Origin of the sequence: Paenibacillus silvestris, from assembly GCF_009882985.1 — a bacterium.
GTDB classification, from domain to species: Bacteria; Bacillota; Bacilli; order Paenibacillales; family NBRC-103111; genus Paenibacillus_E; species Paenibacillus_E silvestris.
In genome coordinates, this window is sequence record NZ_WTUZ01000040.1 from 347,099 (window position 1) to 363,306 (window position 16,208).

The 16,208-nt window shown below is 45.0% G+C and carries 12 protein-coding genes; 2 read left to right on the forward strand and 10 right to left on the reverse strand.

Annotated features, from left to right (window positions below; translation table 11 throughout):
- The first annotated feature begins 14 nt into the window (after positions 1 to 14).
- Together GQF01_RS33550 and GQF01_RS33555 are read left to right on the forward strand one after the other, a co-directional pair.
- A complete protein-coding gene (locus GQF01_RS33550) occupies positions 15 to 968 on the forward strand; it encodes an AraC family transcriptional regulator (RefSeq protein WP_161411596.1) in 954 nt (317 codons plus the stop codon).
- 55 nt (positions 969 to 1,023) lie between these two features.
- Entirely contained in the window at positions 1,024 to 1,869 is an 846-nt protein-coding gene (locus tag GQF01_RS33555) for an EcsC family protein (protein ID WP_161411597.1), read from the forward strand.
- 297 nt (positions 1,870 to 2,166) lie between these two features.
- Here the strand turns inward: GQF01_RS33555 and GQF01_RS33560 are convergent, their stop codons facing one another.
- From GQF01_RS33560 to GQF01_RS33605, 10 genes are all read right to left on the reverse strand, one after another.
- Entirely contained in the window at positions 2,167 to 2,997 is an 831-nt protein-coding gene (locus GQF01_RS33560; RefSeq protein ID WP_161411599.1) for a serine/threonine protein kinase, read from the reverse strand.
- On the reverse strand, positions 2,994 to 3,560 hold the full coding sequence (locus GQF01_RS33565) for a DUF2812 domain-containing protein (protein WP_161411601.1): 567 nt from the start codon (positions 3,558 to 3,560) through the stop codon (positions 2,994 to 2,996). Before GQF01_RS33565 ends, GQF01_RS33560 begins: the two co-directional genes overlap by 4 nt.
- Before the next feature lie 14 nt (positions 3,561 to 3,574).
- Complete coding sequence (locus GQF01_RS33570) at positions 3,575 to 3,913, reverse strand: PadR family transcriptional regulator (RefSeq protein ID WP_235960790.1); 339 nt, start codon at positions 3,911 to 3,913, stop codon at positions 3,575 to 3,577.
- A 174-nt stretch (positions 3,914 to 4,087) separates the two neighbouring features.
- Positions 4,088 to 5,197 carry a GerAB/ArcD/ProY family transporter gene (locus GQF01_RS33575; protein WP_161411605.1) on the reverse strand — a complete coding sequence of 370 codons (1,110 nt, stop codon included), beginning with the start codon at positions 5,195 to 5,197 and terminating at the stop codon, positions 4,088 to 4,090.
- On the reverse strand, positions 5,190 to 6,362 hold the full coding sequence (locus GQF01_RS33580; RefSeq protein WP_161411607.1) for a Ger(x)C family spore germination protein: 1,173 nt from the start codon (positions 6,360 to 6,362) through the stop codon (positions 5,190 to 5,192). Before GQF01_RS33580 ends, GQF01_RS33575 begins: the two co-directional genes overlap by 8 nt.
- Positions 6,363 to 6,391: 29 nt before the next feature.
- Positions 6,392 to 7,906, reverse strand: coding sequence for a spore germination protein (locus GQF01_RS33585; RefSeq protein WP_161411609.1), 1,515 nt, complete (start codon positions 7,904 to 7,906; stop codon positions 6,392 to 6,394).
- A gap of 77 nt (positions 7,907 to 7,983) precedes the next feature.
- Positions 7,984 to 8,790 (reverse strand): class I SAM-dependent methyltransferase, encoded by an 807-nt coding sequence (locus GQF01_RS33590; protein ID WP_161411611.1) that lies wholly within the window; start codon positions 8,788 to 8,790, stop codon positions 7,984 to 7,986.
- A 173-nt stretch (positions 8,791 to 8,963) separates the two neighbouring features.
- Positions 8,964 to 9,410, reverse strand: a complete 447-nt coding sequence (locus GQF01_RS33595; protein WP_161411613.1) for a dihydrofolate reductase family protein — start codon at positions 9,408 to 9,410, stop codon at positions 8,964 to 8,966.
- A gap of 52 nt (positions 9,411 to 9,462) precedes the next feature.
- The gene (locus GQF01_RS33600) at positions 9,463 to 10,068 is read right to left on the reverse strand and encodes a hypothetical protein (RefSeq protein ID WP_161411615.1); all 606 of its coding nucleotides are present in this window, start codon (positions 10,066 to 10,068) and stop codon (positions 9,463 to 9,465) included.
- Between the two features lie 195 nt (positions 10,069 to 10,263).
- Positions 10,264 to 15,882 (reverse strand): CBM96 family carbohydrate-binding protein, encoded by a 5,619-nt coding sequence (locus tag GQF01_RS33605; RefSeq protein WP_161411617.1) that lies wholly within the window; start codon positions 15,880 to 15,882, stop codon positions 10,264 to 10,266.
- Positions 15,883 to 16,208 lie beyond the last annotated feature (326 nt).

Consider the following 16,208-nt stretch of genomic DNA (forward strand, 5'->3'; position numbering starts at 1 on the left):
GGGTGATCACTTTCGTGCTGAGCCATACCGTTTATTCTCGAAGCAATTTATACCTCAACCAACATCTGGATCAGCTGCAAGGGGCGTCCGCATCCATCTTTGTTCATTATTGGGGTGCGAAACCGCAGCATAAAGGGAATATCCCCCATGCGCATTCCTTTTTTGAGATTTGTTATGTTGTCCAAGGTGAAGGCGTTTACTTCTCAGATGGAGTAACCTATCCGCTGCGTGCTGGAACGCTGTATTGTTCCAAACCCGAGAGCAGACACTATATACAAAGCGATGAGGGCATGCTGCTGCTATTTTTTGCCATTGAGCCTGTAGCGTCCGAATCCAGCGAAGCTTTTATTCGCGATTTTCATCAATTGAGTGCTTATCCGCACTTATTCATCCCGAATGCCGAGCAGACTACGCCTGCGCTCATTTGGCAAGCACTGCTTATCCAGGCGGCCGAGTCTGAAATTCGCTACAAAGAATCCATTGAACATCTAGCCTATACACTTGTTATAAGTTGTATCAGCTTATTTCTGCATCACTGCGTCTCTGGCGATACGGCTTCATCTACGGCGATCTCAGAGCTGCAAGGCACTCTCAAACGGGCAAAAGAATATATACAGACACATCTTACTAAGAAAATAGCACTTTCAGATGTAGCCCATAACCTGCATGTATCCGAGCGGCAGCTTTCCCGCCTAATGGCGGAAGAATTAGGTCAATCCTTTCCTTCGGTCGTCAAAACAGAAAGAGTCAAAAGGGCCGCCTATTTGCTCGGTTACACGGACATTCCACTGAAACAAATTGCAGAAGATACTGGCTTTGAAAGCATCCACTATTTTACTCAAGTCTTCACGAAAGAAATGGGCACTCCGCCAAGCAACTTTCGCAAAAATTGTCTCAACTCCGAATCTGTCGATGACTGGATTCACAAATATTTAGAACAAGTGGCAACGCGGTATCAAAAAAATTGACTTTGCATCCAAATCCCGCATTGAACGTATACAAGATGCAAAGGAGTTGTAAATCATGTTGGAATCTAGAGAGCAATTGCTGCAAGAGCTGAACGTTATACAAACTTGGGAGTCGGAGCAGAAGGATTTGTGGTTTTGGGAGAAAATTGGGCGTCTGCCTTTTCAATTGTTAGATCGATTGACACCTAAATTTTTGAACAAGAAGATTAGCGAGGCTTTGAATGAACTAGGAAATTATTTGCAGGCAGGTGGCCGCTATCTCATTTCTGAAGGGGGAACATTGCGCCATATCGCTGAAGTTCGTCAGCGTGTTGAGGGAAATCAACCGGCGCATACCGAGATTGTTGCAATTGAAGATGTGGGGACCCTGCCACTTCGCATCCTTGATCAAGCCGCAGATGAGATTATTCACAATCGGACGAAATTAGCTACGCTCCAAGGAGCAACGACGGGAATTGGCGGTATTTTGACCTTAGCCATCGACATTCCAGCTGTTCTCGGCCTGTCTTTGAAAACGATTCAAGAGCTGGCCATCTGTTATGGTTATGATCCCAAAATCAAGCAGGAACGGATATTTACGATTAAATGCATGCAATTCTCTTCGGCAGATATCGTCGGCAAGAAAGCGATCCTTGATGAGCTTAGCGACTATGCGGCCAATGATCAAGCAGATGCGCAGATGATTTCACAGCTGCAGGGCTGGCGGGAAGTATTTGCTACCTACCGCGACAATTGGGGTTGGAAGAAACTGTTTCAGATGATTCCTATTGCCGGCATCCTCTTCGGGGCATGGATTAATCGCGGTACGCTGAAGGATGTAGGTGAATCCGCAAAAATGCTGTACAGAAAGCGGAGAATTCTCGAACGCCTTAACGAATTAGAACGGGAAAACATGGAATAATCCCCTGCTGGCTTGAAACTAAACAGGTCTCCATTCGTATTAAAAATTAAAACGATTGGAGGCTTGCTGATACATGATAAAACATTTACTTAAGAAACTATTAGGCTCCTTTTTCCATTCCAAACACCGAGGTTATCGTCATAATAGCTCTCATAGGGTTCAATATGGTCGTCGTCACTCTTCATCCGATCGGCATTACGGTAATGGTCACAGCCAGCAAGGTCATGGTTATTACCGTAATAGACAACATAGTTCAAGTTAAGCCAAAGCCGCGAAAGTGGCTTTTTTTGTTTGCCATTATGCAAGAATCGCTTCTAGCTCATCAATGAATGCTTGCGTACTCGTGTAGGAGGCATCTACCTGGAGCAGCTTGCGAAGCATTCGTTTCGTAGCCGGTGTGAGCTCGAGCTCCTCCTCCCAGCTTTTGACGCTTTCCACAAGCACCTCTGACGATTCGAAGGTTGAATACAACATAAAGAGTACAAAGTGACCGATCGCATAAAGATCAGATGTCACTTCAGTTGCTCGCCGCCGCTGCAGCGCCTCGTCTGTTCCATCATCCTGCAAAGCTGGATCTCCAATTCTTGCGGCCAAGCCAAAATCAATTAAATGAATTCGCTCCCCCTGCAGAATAACATTAGGTATCCGGATATCGCGATGGACAAAGCCCATCTTATGCAGATACAACACCACTTGCATGAGCTTGCGAATCAGGATTAACGCTTCTTCTTCCGAAAATTTCGCGCCTCTTTCAAAAATCAAATCTTCAACTGTTCGACCTTTCACATAGTGCATAACCATAAACATGTGTTTATTTTCCTGAAAAGACGATAGACAGCTAGGAATGGAAGGATGCTGCAGTTGGCGCATAATTTCGGTCTCCTGCCGCAGCAAGTCGCGACCTAGCTGTCCCTTACTCGGTTTCGCCTGCTTAACTACGAGCTCTGTGCCAGTCCGGATGTCTTGACACAGGTAGGTCAACCCGTAACTTCCCAGCCCTAGAAAGCGCAGGATACGATATTGACCATGCAGCAATTTCCCCTCTTGCAGCGGATAGTCGATCCAAGCGGAGTACACTTTTTTCACATAAGCAATCAATCCCGTAATCACACCTTTTTTTTCAATCATTGTTCATCGAGATTTTTGATTTTTTGTTGAAATCGCAAGCAGCCGTAGGCTAACAAGAGAACACAGAATAATTCGATCGGCACCAAGAACGTCATTGTGCTTCCGACTACTTGTGAGCTTTTTTCGGTAAATAGCTTAGGCGCATTCACGAGCAGCAACACCAAGTTGGCTAAGGCAACGACACCCAAAGTGAGTTGAACTCTTTTGAATAACAGCTTCAACGACAAACGGTCCGTATAAATATCATACGATTCCTCTTCACGAAACGGTTTCCTGAAATAATGCCAGCCAAAAAGTGAATCTACATGCTCCCAACCTGAATCTTCAAAAAGAGCCTTATATTCATCAAGCTTATCTGTACCGCTGATTTTTTGGTAATCCATGCGATATACATAACGAACCGTGCTGTTCTTCTCAAAGCGATTGCAAAATACTCCAGGTTTAAGCAAATGTAGACCTTGTGCGGACAAGTCGGTTAGCCACGTCTCATCCTTCTCATAATTCCATACAAATGAAAATCTAGTCCGGTATTCGAATTGGTTACTTAGCGTATTGGTTTTCATTCGCTCTCCCTCTCCTACTCCACATTTGCGATGGCCGATCTCGCATTCGACAATAATTCTTCCATACGATCCATTTCTGCTTTCAAAACGTTCCTCCCCAGCTCGGTTATCGCGTACAGCTTGCGACGTGAATCAGCACCTACCTCAGTTTCTGGCGCGTTCTCGATTAGCCCTTTTTTCTGCAGCGTATTTAAAGCTGTATACAAGGTACCTGCACCTATGCGCACCCTGCCGGCGCTCATCTTCTCGACATCCTGCATCATTGCGTAACCGTGTGCTGCGCGGGGATACAATGTCACTAGAATATAATAAAATGCTTCCGTCAATGGCAGTAAATCTTTGGAAAACTCCAAGTGCTTCTCACCTCCTACTTCCGATAATCGTATATCGCCTTCTGTTATATCGAACAACAATGTATCATATATCGATATAATAACGCATGATATATCGAGTGTCAATATAGTTGGCGAAAATAAAAGAGACTGCCGATACATTCGGGCAGTCTCTTAGGCTAACTCTGTAAACACTTATGGGGTCGACTGCATACGTAATTTCTTCCGTTTCATAAGCGCCAAAACAAGCAGCAGAAGCGGACCTACCACCATGAAAATCGGGAAAATAAAAGGAGCCGCTACTTTTACCGGGAAAATGACGGAAATCTCCTCATAATTAAAGGGGATTAATGAGACTAGCATGACGATTGCCGCAATCACCCATGTCGCTTTTCTCCAGTCTTTTAAACCAAAAAGCTGTGATGTGCCATAGCTTGAAACAAACAAATATAACGATAATTTCGTAAAAACACTCATGATCCATATCGTAACAACGATGGCGTCCAGGTTCTCGATGATGCCGCCAATAGAAATCGAGCGAACGATCATAAGCATGGGATACGTGTAATTGGCAGCCACGTTTTGTCCGAACATTAATATGCTGAAAACAACGGATATTAAGGTTACGACTCCTGAGAGCAGAACCCCTCCTACCGCATGGCGCACTATTTGCTTTCGCTGGGCGACAAAAGCAATCAGCATGAGCAGCATAATACAATCGCCTAAAAAGGCTGCCGCTGGCAGTGCACCTTTCATCAACGGCAGTAAGCCGGTATCGATATAGATCGGCAGCAACCGATCCTTGTCCAGTTGATTCAATGCTAGAAACAAAGGTCCTATGATGCCAATCAAGATAATGGGGCCTGTTAATTCACAAATACGTGCAATCACGCCAACACCATGTACAGTCGGATAGAGCACAACAAGAAACATCGGGATTTGGATAAAAAACACGGGCGTCCTCGGCATGATTGTTCCTGTAATAAATAAACTGAATTGCTTTAATATCACGGTAAGGATGACGATCCATACCAGTAAATACAGAAAGGATATGACCCCGCCCAGCCATTTTCCAAGCAAAATTCGGTTAAATTCAATGAGTGATTTGTCAGGAAAAATCGAAGCTAGTTTCCCACAAACATAGGCTATACCTGTCGCCATCGCGATAGAAAGAAGTAAGGAAAACCATGCATCCTGTTTGGCCAATTGAATGGCTGGAGCCGTGGTCAATAGAATGGTCATAATCACTTGACTGCTTACCATCATCCAAAAGATTTGACGGTTTGTTAAAACCATATCATTCATCGCTATCCCCCTTTCTTTTCTGACGCACAGGGATATTGGCAACTCCGGGTCTTTGAATTGAACTATCTACTTCCACCTGTATATCCATGGTTTCGAATATCGAATTCCACTCGCCTTTGGAAGCTTTCCATTCACGTGGATACTTCTTATGAAAGGAACGCGCGAGTCCGACAACGTCCGCTTTTTGCACGGTTTGCAATCGAAGTAGCGTATATTCCATTATTTTCTTGATTTTAATATTAAATGGATCTTCGATGCGTCTCATGTCATTCGTTCCTTTGGTGAGAGGAATTGTGGTTGAATTTTGTATGATATCCCCATCTAATGTTAATTTCAATTTCATTTTCCATTCTCCGTTTTCAATCGAAGGATATAAGCGAATTTTGGAATGCATAATTCTGACCACAACTTTACCGCCATCAAGCTCCTCTGTGAGCGTAATATTTCTGCCAAGATCTTTGGGTCTTAATAAACGAACGCCCATTATTTCTTCGCCATTCAGAAAGCCTGTCAGCTTCTGATTATGAATGACGGTCATCCCTTCTACACTTAGGATCTGCTTCACAGCCCTATTCGTGATTAGCGGTGTAGGAGCGATAACAGGCAATAGAAAGGATTGCGATTCAGAACTTAACAGTTCCTCGACCTCATGCATCGTCGAAGAATGATTGACCGGTTTCTGTGAAAGCTTAATTAATGTTTCATAGGTATTAGGATCCACCTGAGACTCCAACAGATGCCTAGCGGTTCCTTTACAGACAAAGAAATTGGCTTGCTCCCGCGTCTGGACATCTCGGAATAAAAAATCTAACTCATCGTACATCCCATTTCTAGCCAATTCTTCACCAAAAAAATACGCTTTCGCATGCCCCCAAGAAAAATAGCGAGGCAGTCTCTTTTGCAATTCACTTAAAGCATCCCCCATGGATTCGCCTACTGATGACATTGTGAATACATTGCCTTCCCCCCCTCCATTACCCTCCGTACCTGCTGAAGCTGGATTCGGAATGAAGACTTGAACGGTCATTTCAATTTTATGGTCATTCTTTCTGTCTACCCCCGCTGAAATAATCAAGGCCATATCATTGACTTCTACGCGATCCCAGCAGCCTGTTGTAGAGAGCAGTATGAACACAAGTATTGGGACGCCAAACCGATGCCTCAATGCCCTTCCCCTCCATCAATCCTTCAAAATTAATTTTCATCCGGCTTATCGCCTTGTCGCTTCGTATTCCCTTGACTATAAAATAACGGTCGCATTTTAAATTTATTGATTGGAGCCCTAATAAGCACATCTTTTATGCCGCTTAAGGATATTGGTGCTATTGGAGCCATATACGGTACACCAAACGAACGAAGAATACAGAGATGGCTTATTACGACCAACAGACCAAGAATAAGACCAAATAACCCCATAAATCCTGATAGAATCATGATAGGAAATCGCAGGATCCGGAGCGCGATGCTTGCTGAGTACTGAGGCATCATGAATGAGGAGATCCCGGTTATGGCTACAACCATGACCATTGGCGCCGAAACCAGGCCAGCTTGGATAGCTGCTTGTCCAATGACTAACGCGCCAACAATGCTGACCGCTGAGCCGACCTGCCTCGGGAGTCGAATACCCGCTTCGCGCAGCGCTTCAAACGTAATTTCCATGATCAGAGCTTCCACCAAAGCAGGGAACGGAATCTCTTCCCGCGATTTGGCTACGCGTAAAAGCAGGGTTGTCGGCACCATCTCTTGGTGGAAGGTTAGAACGGCCACATAAACGGCAGGAGCGAGCATGGCAATGAGGAAAAAGGTATAACGCAGCCACCGAATCAACGTCCCAATCAAATAACGCTGATAATAATCTTCCGGTGATTGCATCAACGACCAGAAGGTAGCCGGGACAATCAGCACGATGGGTGTATTTTCTGTCAGAATAAGAATGCGTCCTTCGAGTAAGCTTGCTGCAGCCACATCAGGGCGTTCCGTTGCTTGTATCTGTGGAAAAGGTGAATAGGTATTACCTTCGATGAGTTCCTCGATGTATCCGCTCTCAAGCACACCATCAATATCGATCTGCTCAATTCTCTCTGTAACCTTGCTTATAACATCAGGTTTCGCAATCCCTTGAATATAAGCCAAAGTTAATTCCGTTTTGGAATAAGTACCAACTGTGAAGGTGATGAACTTTAAGGCTGGTGTTTTTAATCTTTTTCGAATTAAGGAAGTATTAACGGTTGTAGATTCAATAAAACCTTCTCTTGACCCACGGACAACAGATTCGGCAAGCGGCTCTTCAACGGCACGTGTATCGTACCTCATGAGTCCGATGGTAAGAGCGCCATGTACCTTGTCAAATAACACAACAGATCTGCCGCCTAATACGTCATGGAGAACTTGTCCAATCGTTTGTAGTTCATAAACATTTGACACATTTATGTACGCTTTAAAGGTTTCGATCGAGCCTTCAGGGTCTACTTTGGAGCTCTTAAGCGGGGCAAGTACATTACCGTCTTGAAGTTCCACATCCACCGCGCCGCGAAGATGCAGCATGCAAGCATTCAACCCATTTTCCGTGTGAAACTGGGTAAACAACACATCCGCACAATCTGTAAAGTGTGTTCGCAAGATCTTCATGTTCTCGGAAAGTTCGGCTGAGATAGAGGTCTGGTAGGCTTCTTTCTCGACACTTAGCTCCCTCGGAATCTCCTTCTTCATGCCAAACTCTCCTTATTCACACATTCTTTTACCTATTGTTATGCGCTTAAAGAGGTTGGAATATTCAGGATAGCCGTTCAAACTCCTTTCATTTGCAGTGCTTTCTCCAAAATGATCGTGTCATACAGCTGTGTGGCAGAACTGCCACTTCTTTGTGTCCACCCAGGTAAGTGATTCTCTTCCGGCCATGTATAGTTAAACAGCGATTTTAACCCATTACCATACCTAATCAAAATCTTCGCTTGACTGTTTGCTAATTGTCTCAACTCCTCAAGAACTTCGTGCTTATTTTCAACGTGTGACGCCACAATAATCTGTGTAGCCTCCTTGGCATAACCCAACTCTTTCAATGGCTGGTGCGTAAACGTCACACGACTTGCCGCTTCGCTCATTGCCGATGCTTGTTCAGCAAGCTCTACCGCTTCCTTATCCAAATCCTGTCCCACTACTTCTGCGCCTGTCTCTTCTGCAATGGTTAGTACAGTCAAGGGGAATGCACCCGAGCCAATAAACAGCACCTTACTCTCTTCATCCAAATGCAAGCATTGCATTTCGGACTGCACGGAGATAGATAACAAATCGATATACTTGCTTAGCTGGATTTCATCCTTCTGGTTATGACCTGCTTGATATTTCTCCAATACACGTAGAGCATGAATAGAGGCTTCTCTCACGGTTCTCGCTAACTCCTGCACCTCGCGATTTGATTGGCATAACTGCCAGTTTTGACTATTTTCCTCTTTATGTATAAAGTCACTCAGACCATCTAATTTATTTTTCAACATGGTATAACACTGCGGAAAGGCCTTCGTATACGCGGTTATTTGCCTAATTTCAAACTCCATCAACTTCAAGCTTAAAATAAACTCATACTCCTCAAGCATGGATTCCCCTCCTTATTACCTACTGATAATACATATCTGACTATTTCATCGAAAAGTACAGAAACCATTGGCGTGTATCAATTTAATTTTTCCGAATGAAAAAGGGAACTTTGTCAGGCCATAAAAAAGAGGAGCTGCTCGTAAGCAGACTCCTCTTTCTTCTTAGGTCCATTTTACTTCTCATAATGGAGCAACACATTGCCTGAGCGAAAACTCCTCGTTTCCTTCAGTTTGAGATTAAGATTTCCTCTTGCATCATGGAATAATGGCTTCCCCGCACCCAAAACGACAGGTGTTACCGCGAACAAATAGTCATCAATGAGTTCTTCATTAGCTAATTGTTGCACAATCGTTCCACTGCCAAAAATGACAATATCCGCTCCTTCCCCTTTCTTGAACTCCCGTACAAAATTGGCAATATCCCGATGAACTAACTTGGAATTCACCCAACTTACCTGTTCCAGCGTAGATGAGAATACGATTTTGGTCATCTCATTTAACTCATTCGCCATCGCCCGTGCGCCTGCAGGTGCATTCGGATTATTTGCTACTTGTGGCCAGTAGCCTTCAAACATCTGGTAGGTCGCTCTTCCGAAGAAAATCGTATCCGGATTCATCATCTCATGCGGACCTCCCTGCCCTGATCACTTACGTTTATCGTTGAATAGGTACTTATTCGTCAAGTAATGGCATTTTCCTCCGCTTTGCTTGGATCACTAAATAGAAACTGGTCATCACCGCGCCTATCGTCCCGCAGATGATATCTGTCATTGTATCCAGCAAGCTGCCGTTTTGCGAATTCAATCCGAACCAATGATCCGTTGTGAACTCGTAAATTTCCCAGACGCCGGCCATCGCTACAGAAAAGAAGAGGCTGAGCCATATAGCGACTTTTGCGCTTGGCGTGACGGATTTATTCTCGATATCGCTTGCTTTCCCATAAATGAGTAAACCCACGAAACAGAGGATGACACCTGAAAAAAGATGTTCAATTTTATCCAAATAGGGGATGACACTATAAAATCCAAATTCATTTGCCATAAACATCGTGATAAAAATGAACAGCAGCACACAGAACCTCAGAGCCGCAAACATGGTGGTCTTGGTCAGCTTAACAACGGCTCTGATCAACAGCAATACGACTGCAATCAAGACGGCCTGCCACATCTTCGGAGCAGGACCCTTTATGAGAAAATATACAAAACACACGGCCGCAAGCACATACATCGCCAGTTCAAAAAGATCGTTTCCTCTGTCTTTTCGCATAAGCTTTTGCATCGCCATCTCCCATTTCAATATGGAAATAATTACTATATACCCTGTAAGAAGTATATTATTCCCAGATTAAAGGTAGTCATACGGCGAAGATAATGGAATATGAGGGAGAGCTATGCCCGCAGCCCGGGTAACGACTTAGCAAAAAGAGGTCGTCCCTTCGGCTTAAGCAAGCCAGCAGGACAACCTCTTTTACTGCTAATTAAAAGCCATATAATCCAGCATGCGCTTCAGCATGACCGCCGCTTCTGCGCGAGTCGCGTTAATCAAAGGAGCAAAAGTATCCACTGTTGCACCATAGACGATTTTCGCCTGAATCGCTTGAGAGACAGCTGCATGAGCGTATTCACTTATGAGTGTGCTATCAGCAAATTGACTCAGCTGTGCAAGATCTGCTTTCACTTCAAAGCCTGCCTGCTTCATCGCGCGTACAATCATAACCGCCATTTGCTCGCGCGTAATATTGGCCTCAGGCTTGAATTCATGATTCTCATAGCCATCAATAATCCCTGCAGCCGAAGCAGCACCCACCTCACCAGAGTACCACGCTGATGTAGGAACATCCGCGAACGCTCCGGCAGTTTTGGGCTTAAGCCCGATTGCTCTTGTCAATAAAGCGGCAAACTCCGCTCGGCTGACTTCAGCATCCGGCATAAACTGATCTTGAGAAGAACCTTTGATCAAGAATTTGGACGCTAACAAATCAACCTGCTCTTGAGCCCAGTGACCAACGAGATCCGCGAATGATTGATTCGCACTTACAACTGTATATAGACTGTTACCTGTGCGGTAAATCGTAACCAGCGTGTTCCCATCCTGCTGTTCAAAAATAGCAGGCACGTAACTCAACTCGCCAGTCGCTGGATCATAGGATACCGCACTAGCATGAAGCCCGTCTACATCGCCAGGTAGTGAAATTGTACGTGGTGCATATAAGCCGCCAAAATCTTCAACTTGCACCTTTTTTCCGCTGCTTTCTGCAGTAACTTCAAACAGAATACCAGGGTAGAGCAGCTTGGCCTGATTCTCCGAAGCAGCCGTTTGTAAGCTGCTAGAATCAGCTGCATTCAGCTTCTCAATATGAATAGTGATTGCAATATCAGCAGGCTCAGCGCCAAGCTTACTGGAAAGCCCAGCCACATCCACACCACGGATCGGAAGCTCATACGTAACTGAATTATATTTTACGACTAATACGGCGTTAGGCGCTTTAGTTAGCACAGAAATCATGCTAGCAGCAGGTAGAACGATAACCCCTTTATCTTCTTGCCCCTTCATATCAATAACAAGTTGAACGGCTCCTTTTTTTGCTTCGGAGCTCAAAGCATCGAGTGCTTTTTGGATGGCCTCATCACGAACGGTAACTTGTGCAACTGTCATCCCATCCGCCTCTGTTTCCTTCACTGGCTCGTTAACAACAACCTGAACCTGGACGGGTTTTCCTGGCTCCTGTGTTTCCGGCTTTGAAGGGACAATTGGCAGACTTGGCACCGATGGTCCAGAAGGCGGACCCGAACCCGAACCTGAATGATCGCTATCGCCCGAGGATCCGGTTGAATTCCTAACATCCACACTGACATTCAGTTCCGACGTTAATGCTTCTGTTTCTTGCCCATTCCCATTCTTAACTTTAGCAGAATCAATGCTAATACGTGTAGATGCGGCTTTAGTAATCGGTTTAGCTCGCCACTGTATACGGAACAATTCTCCGCTTGAAGTCATCGCATACTTTGCTTCACTAACAGAAGCTTGAATTTGAATATGATCTGGACTGGAAGGAACGCTGATAGGGTCAATCACAAATCCTTGCTTCAATGATTCAACAGATACAAATTCAAGATGAGATGGATCATATCCAATTGATAGATCAACGCCATAGACCGCCGCATACACGCTGCTTGTCACGCTGCCAAGTCCTAACGACGTTTGGAACAATTGTCCTCCATATACAGACTCAGCAACACTAAGCGTCGTAATTGGAGCATCTATCTGAGCTTGATGTACCCAACACTCGATGATACTGTTCCACGCGTTTAATTCATTGCCGTGACCGATATATTTCACATATTTAGCTCTAATTGGCTCAAAGGAAAACGATTCCGTCTGATTCGGATTTTGCTTATGACTGGCAACTTGCGTCAACACTCTTTGATACGTTATGCCATCAGATGAAACTTCCAAGTCGAAATAATTAGAGCGCAGATTCCCGCTATAAAATAAGATGGATATTTTATCCAACCATTGCACTTTATCCAACTCCAGCAGTAAATACTGATCACTGCCTTCGGCTGACCATCTCGAATCGGGATCGCGATCGATCGTGTTTATGGGCAGATTACCATCGTCTGCACTGGCGGTCACACCAACGATTTTGGCCAGGCCTCCTTCTGGATCAGCCATCGCGTCTCGCACTTCCATGTTCTCAGAAGCGCTGACCTTCACACCATTCCAGACGATTTCTGCGGTTATTTTAACCACTCCCACATGCTTCGCAATGAACCAACCATTATCTAATGCACCGATTTCCTCATTATTTACGCTGTACACGACAGGGATATTCGCTTTCTCCGTATTAACAATCTCGCCCGTATCGAGTGTAAGGAATGCTTTCAGTTTCCCGCTGTTTCCTACACTGATTATGTTGCCAGCAGCTCTCCAGCCTGGCACAGATTTGTCAGGCGCGATCGTTATACTTTTGGGCAAAATCGGGGTTGCAGCCACTTGAAATTGAACGCGATATTCTTGCGTTGCCCCATGGTTGGACACTTGAATGATGCCTATACCATTCGTTGCTGTTGGTTGCGTAATCGTAATTACAGCACCTGATTGCAAGGGCTTAGCCTCAATCATTGGAAGCTGTGTAGTTCCGAATGGCAATGTATAGGAATACTTCGTTTTTAACAATTGCATGCCGCTTATGGCCTCTCCATTCACGAGCAGAGACTGCAAGGCAAGCTCCTTACCGGTCGTTCTTCGAGTAAATTGGTCGACGTATAGGCTCTGAGGGACCAGCTTCGTGCCCTCGCCAACCCCTTCCGCCATGTCGAACGGTTTGGTGTTCGTATCGGGGATCGAACCGACGAAGTTCACGTTGACTCCGGTAACCGCACCTTTCGTCCCGATGATGTATCCATTGCCAAATTGCTCCGACTCGATAATAATGCCGTTTTTGGAGCTATGTGCAGCTTGACCCGTCGTGTTCCAGAACACACTTTCCGTAGTCACAACGCCATGTCTATTCGTTGCTGACGATCCATAGTCCCGTGTTATCGCAGAAATACCATCCCCATTTAACGTCATGTTGTCAATAAGATTAGCCATACTGAGATACATATGAAAGTCCGTCATGAGGGAGGAGTTCTCGGAGTAGACGTTATGCATCACATTTCCGTTAGCCGAGAAATTCGCAAAGGTGAAGCTGTGTCGCGCTGCAATCGCGTTACTATCCGTGATCAAATTGTCATTGCCGATAAATTGATACAAATAGCCATTGCCATTCGCTCCCCTGTACTGCGGATACTGCATCGTGACATGCTCAACCGTGACATTCTTGGTGCGATCCAAAATGATCCCTTTGGACAAAATATGATAGGTTGAATTGCCCTCCGGTTTATAGGTGCTAACATTGCGCACCCAACTGTTTGCAACTGCAATCAGATTGATCACTTTCGCATTATCGCTCTCATACCCTGCGGTACCGACAACCTTGTAATCGTCTTCCCCTAGACCGCTGTTGTGATTTTGTACATTTGCAATTGAGAAATCCTCAATGCCAACCTCGGAAATCGGGACCTCTGTTTTCGATATCGTAATATTGTCCCTTTGTTTTAATGCATACCGAGTTGGAATGTCCAGCGTTATTGTCTGATTCACATGATCTACTCCAACAATTTGCCTGTAAAACAGCTGCTCGACTTTGCCGAGACGGGACGCCCATTTATTTTGCATACCAAGTTCGTTCAAGAAATCCATCGTCGTTTCAAAAGTGACCAAAACATAATCATCGACAGCGAATCCGCTTGCGTCTTCAACTGGAAGTAGCGCGCTGGGCTCCGCAACGTTCTTACTCAGCTTGGTGGAGACATTTGTCTTCTTCCAATCGCCATCTCCGACACGGATAATATCTTTGGATTTCATATTTTCGGTCGCATTATAAATGAACGTCTTGTTCATTCCCGCACCTTTGAGCACGATATGGCTTGCTGGCACATTCAATGAGAAATCCTTGCCTGAAGGCGGATTAACCTGATAAGTGCCTTCTGGGAGGTACACGACACCGCCGCCTTTTGCTGCCGCATCTGCGATTGCGCTTTGAATCGCTTGGGTGGAGTCCCTTTGCCCCGTCGCATCAGCTTCATAAGGCGCTTTGGTCACATCAATACCCGCTGCGATATCTGTAACTGGAATAGGCGTTTCTCCCGAATGATAACCAGCATATGAGAAATCGTGCAGGAATCTCCCTTTGTTATCCTTGAAACCTGGGTACCAATCTGCCGGATACAGTCGGCTTCTGCCATCAGCGCCTAGTCGCATATCTTCAGGCACATCCGCTGGATCGGAGACGATCAGTCTTGGCGGCATTTGCCCAGAAGCTGTCGTATCTTTCCCGCGATGATAAAAGATTCCGCTGCTGCTTTTGGCTGCCATCACGAGTGTAATTGTCTGTGCACCCTTCTGCTTCTGCTGCTTCACATAGTCAGTAATGTCAGCGTCTTGATAATCATTTGCCGCTTTATACAACACTTCGGCGATCGGAGCAGCCCCTATGGCTGGCTTATTATTCCAAGTCAAGCCGGTTTCTGTCCAATTCCCCGCTTCCTCAGCGCCATAGATTTGAACGTAATTGGTCGCTGTCGCTGATGTTGCTTTCGACGTATCGCGTCCCCACACCGAAAACAACGTTTTTCCAATATGGTCAGCATCTGGCAAGTTAGAAATATCGAACTTATAATAACCGACTGACTTATTAAACTCAGCCGTCATTCCGTCTGCAATGGATGCAACATTGTTGGTGCTGTGATAATTTTTGTCCGCATCCTTATTGTTCGTAGTGACGGGGTTGTAGACGAGTGTGTCATGCAGTGGTGGCATGTTTTTGCCATATTCAAAAGGTACCGACGGCGTGTATGGATGCGGCGCATGCAGGTTCGTGCTCTGCTCATTCACAATTAGAGTCGGGATCAGGCCCTCCGAAGCGCTTTCTGTTGTTTCATTCCCTCTCATTTCAATCGCGCCAGGTGTTTCCGCTTTAATCACAAATCCAATCACTGATTTCCCAGCTTTCTTGCTCTCCTTCACATAATCCGTGAGATTAAACCGATAGTCAGATGGCGTATTCGTTATGGTTATGGTATCTATTGAATCCGTTAATCGCAGAAATTTATTTTTCCAAGTCATCGTTGATTCTGACCAATCCGCAGCCGTTTGCAACGGATGAAGGCCATAGACACTCATTTGTGTTGGCTCTAAGGAAGAGGTTTTGAAGGCGAGAGCTACCTCCGATTCCGAATTGATCAAAGGTAAGATAGTGGTAATATCATACTTTACATAGGTGTAGGCCGATGCCCCATCTTTTTGTAAACCAGCACGCATTCTATCTGTTTCCCCGCCATCATCCGAGTGCTTATGATAGTTAACCCCATCTGAAGCTGCGAGGTTAGCGTTTATTTGATATCCATTCGAATAAACCGTGACATCTTGTAAAGGCAGGACGTGCGTTCCAGCCGGGCTTGCCGCCATACCTACATGAGATGCAGTCAGCAACGATCCAGCGCTCAAACTTAAAGCCATCAACATGCTTATCGCCATTTTCATCATGCTTGCTTATCCTCCGTTTCCTAGTGACACCTACTTGATAACGTTTTCATTTCAGGTTGCGCTTACCCACCTCCTATCCACCTTTACGCTTCAAATGGAAATATAAACCAACAATCATGCTTCATTATGGCGTACGAATGGCAGGCTTGCCTATAATCAAAACCTCCAATAGCGTTGATAATAAAATAAGTCGATGCTCAAAATCATCAAAACAATTGATTATTCATCCAATGAGCAAGTTTAGTTATAGTAATCTTGTCCGTTGACGAAATAGTTCCTTAAATTTATATTGTAACTATCTGAATGTCATTGATAGCTAGCAAAAG

Excerpts from the sequence above, each read along its gene's own strand:
- GQF01_RS33555 (WP_161411597.1), top strand. The coding sequence starts at position 1,024 with ATGTTGGAATCTAGAGAGCAATTGCTGCAAGAGCTGAACGTTATACAA.
- GQF01_RS33560 (WP_161411599.1), bottom strand. The coding sequence starts at position 2,997 with ATGATTGAAAAAAAAGGTGTGATTACGGGATTGATTGCTTATGTGAAA.
- GQF01_RS33590 (WP_161411611.1), bottom strand. The coding sequence starts at position 8,790 with ATGCTTGAGGAGTATGAGTTTATTTTAAGCTTGAAGTTGATGGAGTTT.
- GQF01_RS33575 (WP_161411605.1), bottom strand. The coding sequence starts at position 5,197 with ATGAATGATATGGTTTTAACAAACCGTCAAATCTTTTGGATGATGGTA.
- GQF01_RS33600 (WP_161411615.1), bottom strand. The coding sequence starts at position 10,068 with ATGCAAAAGCTTATGCGAAAAGACAGAGGAAACGATCTTTTTGAACTG.
- GQF01_RS33595 (WP_161411613.1), bottom strand. The coding sequence starts at position 9,410 with ATGATGAATCCGGATACGATTTTCTTCGGAAGAGCGACCTACCAGATG.
- GQF01_RS33585 (WP_161411609.1), bottom strand. The coding sequence starts at position 7,906 with ATGAAGAAGGAGATTCCGAGGGAGCTAAGTGTCGAGAAAGAAGCCTAC.
- GQF01_RS33605 (WP_161411617.1), bottom strand. The coding sequence starts at position 15,882 with ATGATGAAAATGGCGATAAGCATGTTGATGGCTTTAAGTTTGAGCGCT.
- GQF01_RS33565 (WP_161411601.1), bottom strand. The coding sequence starts at position 3,560 with ATGAAAACCAATACGCTAAGTAACCAATTCGAATACCGGACTAGATTT.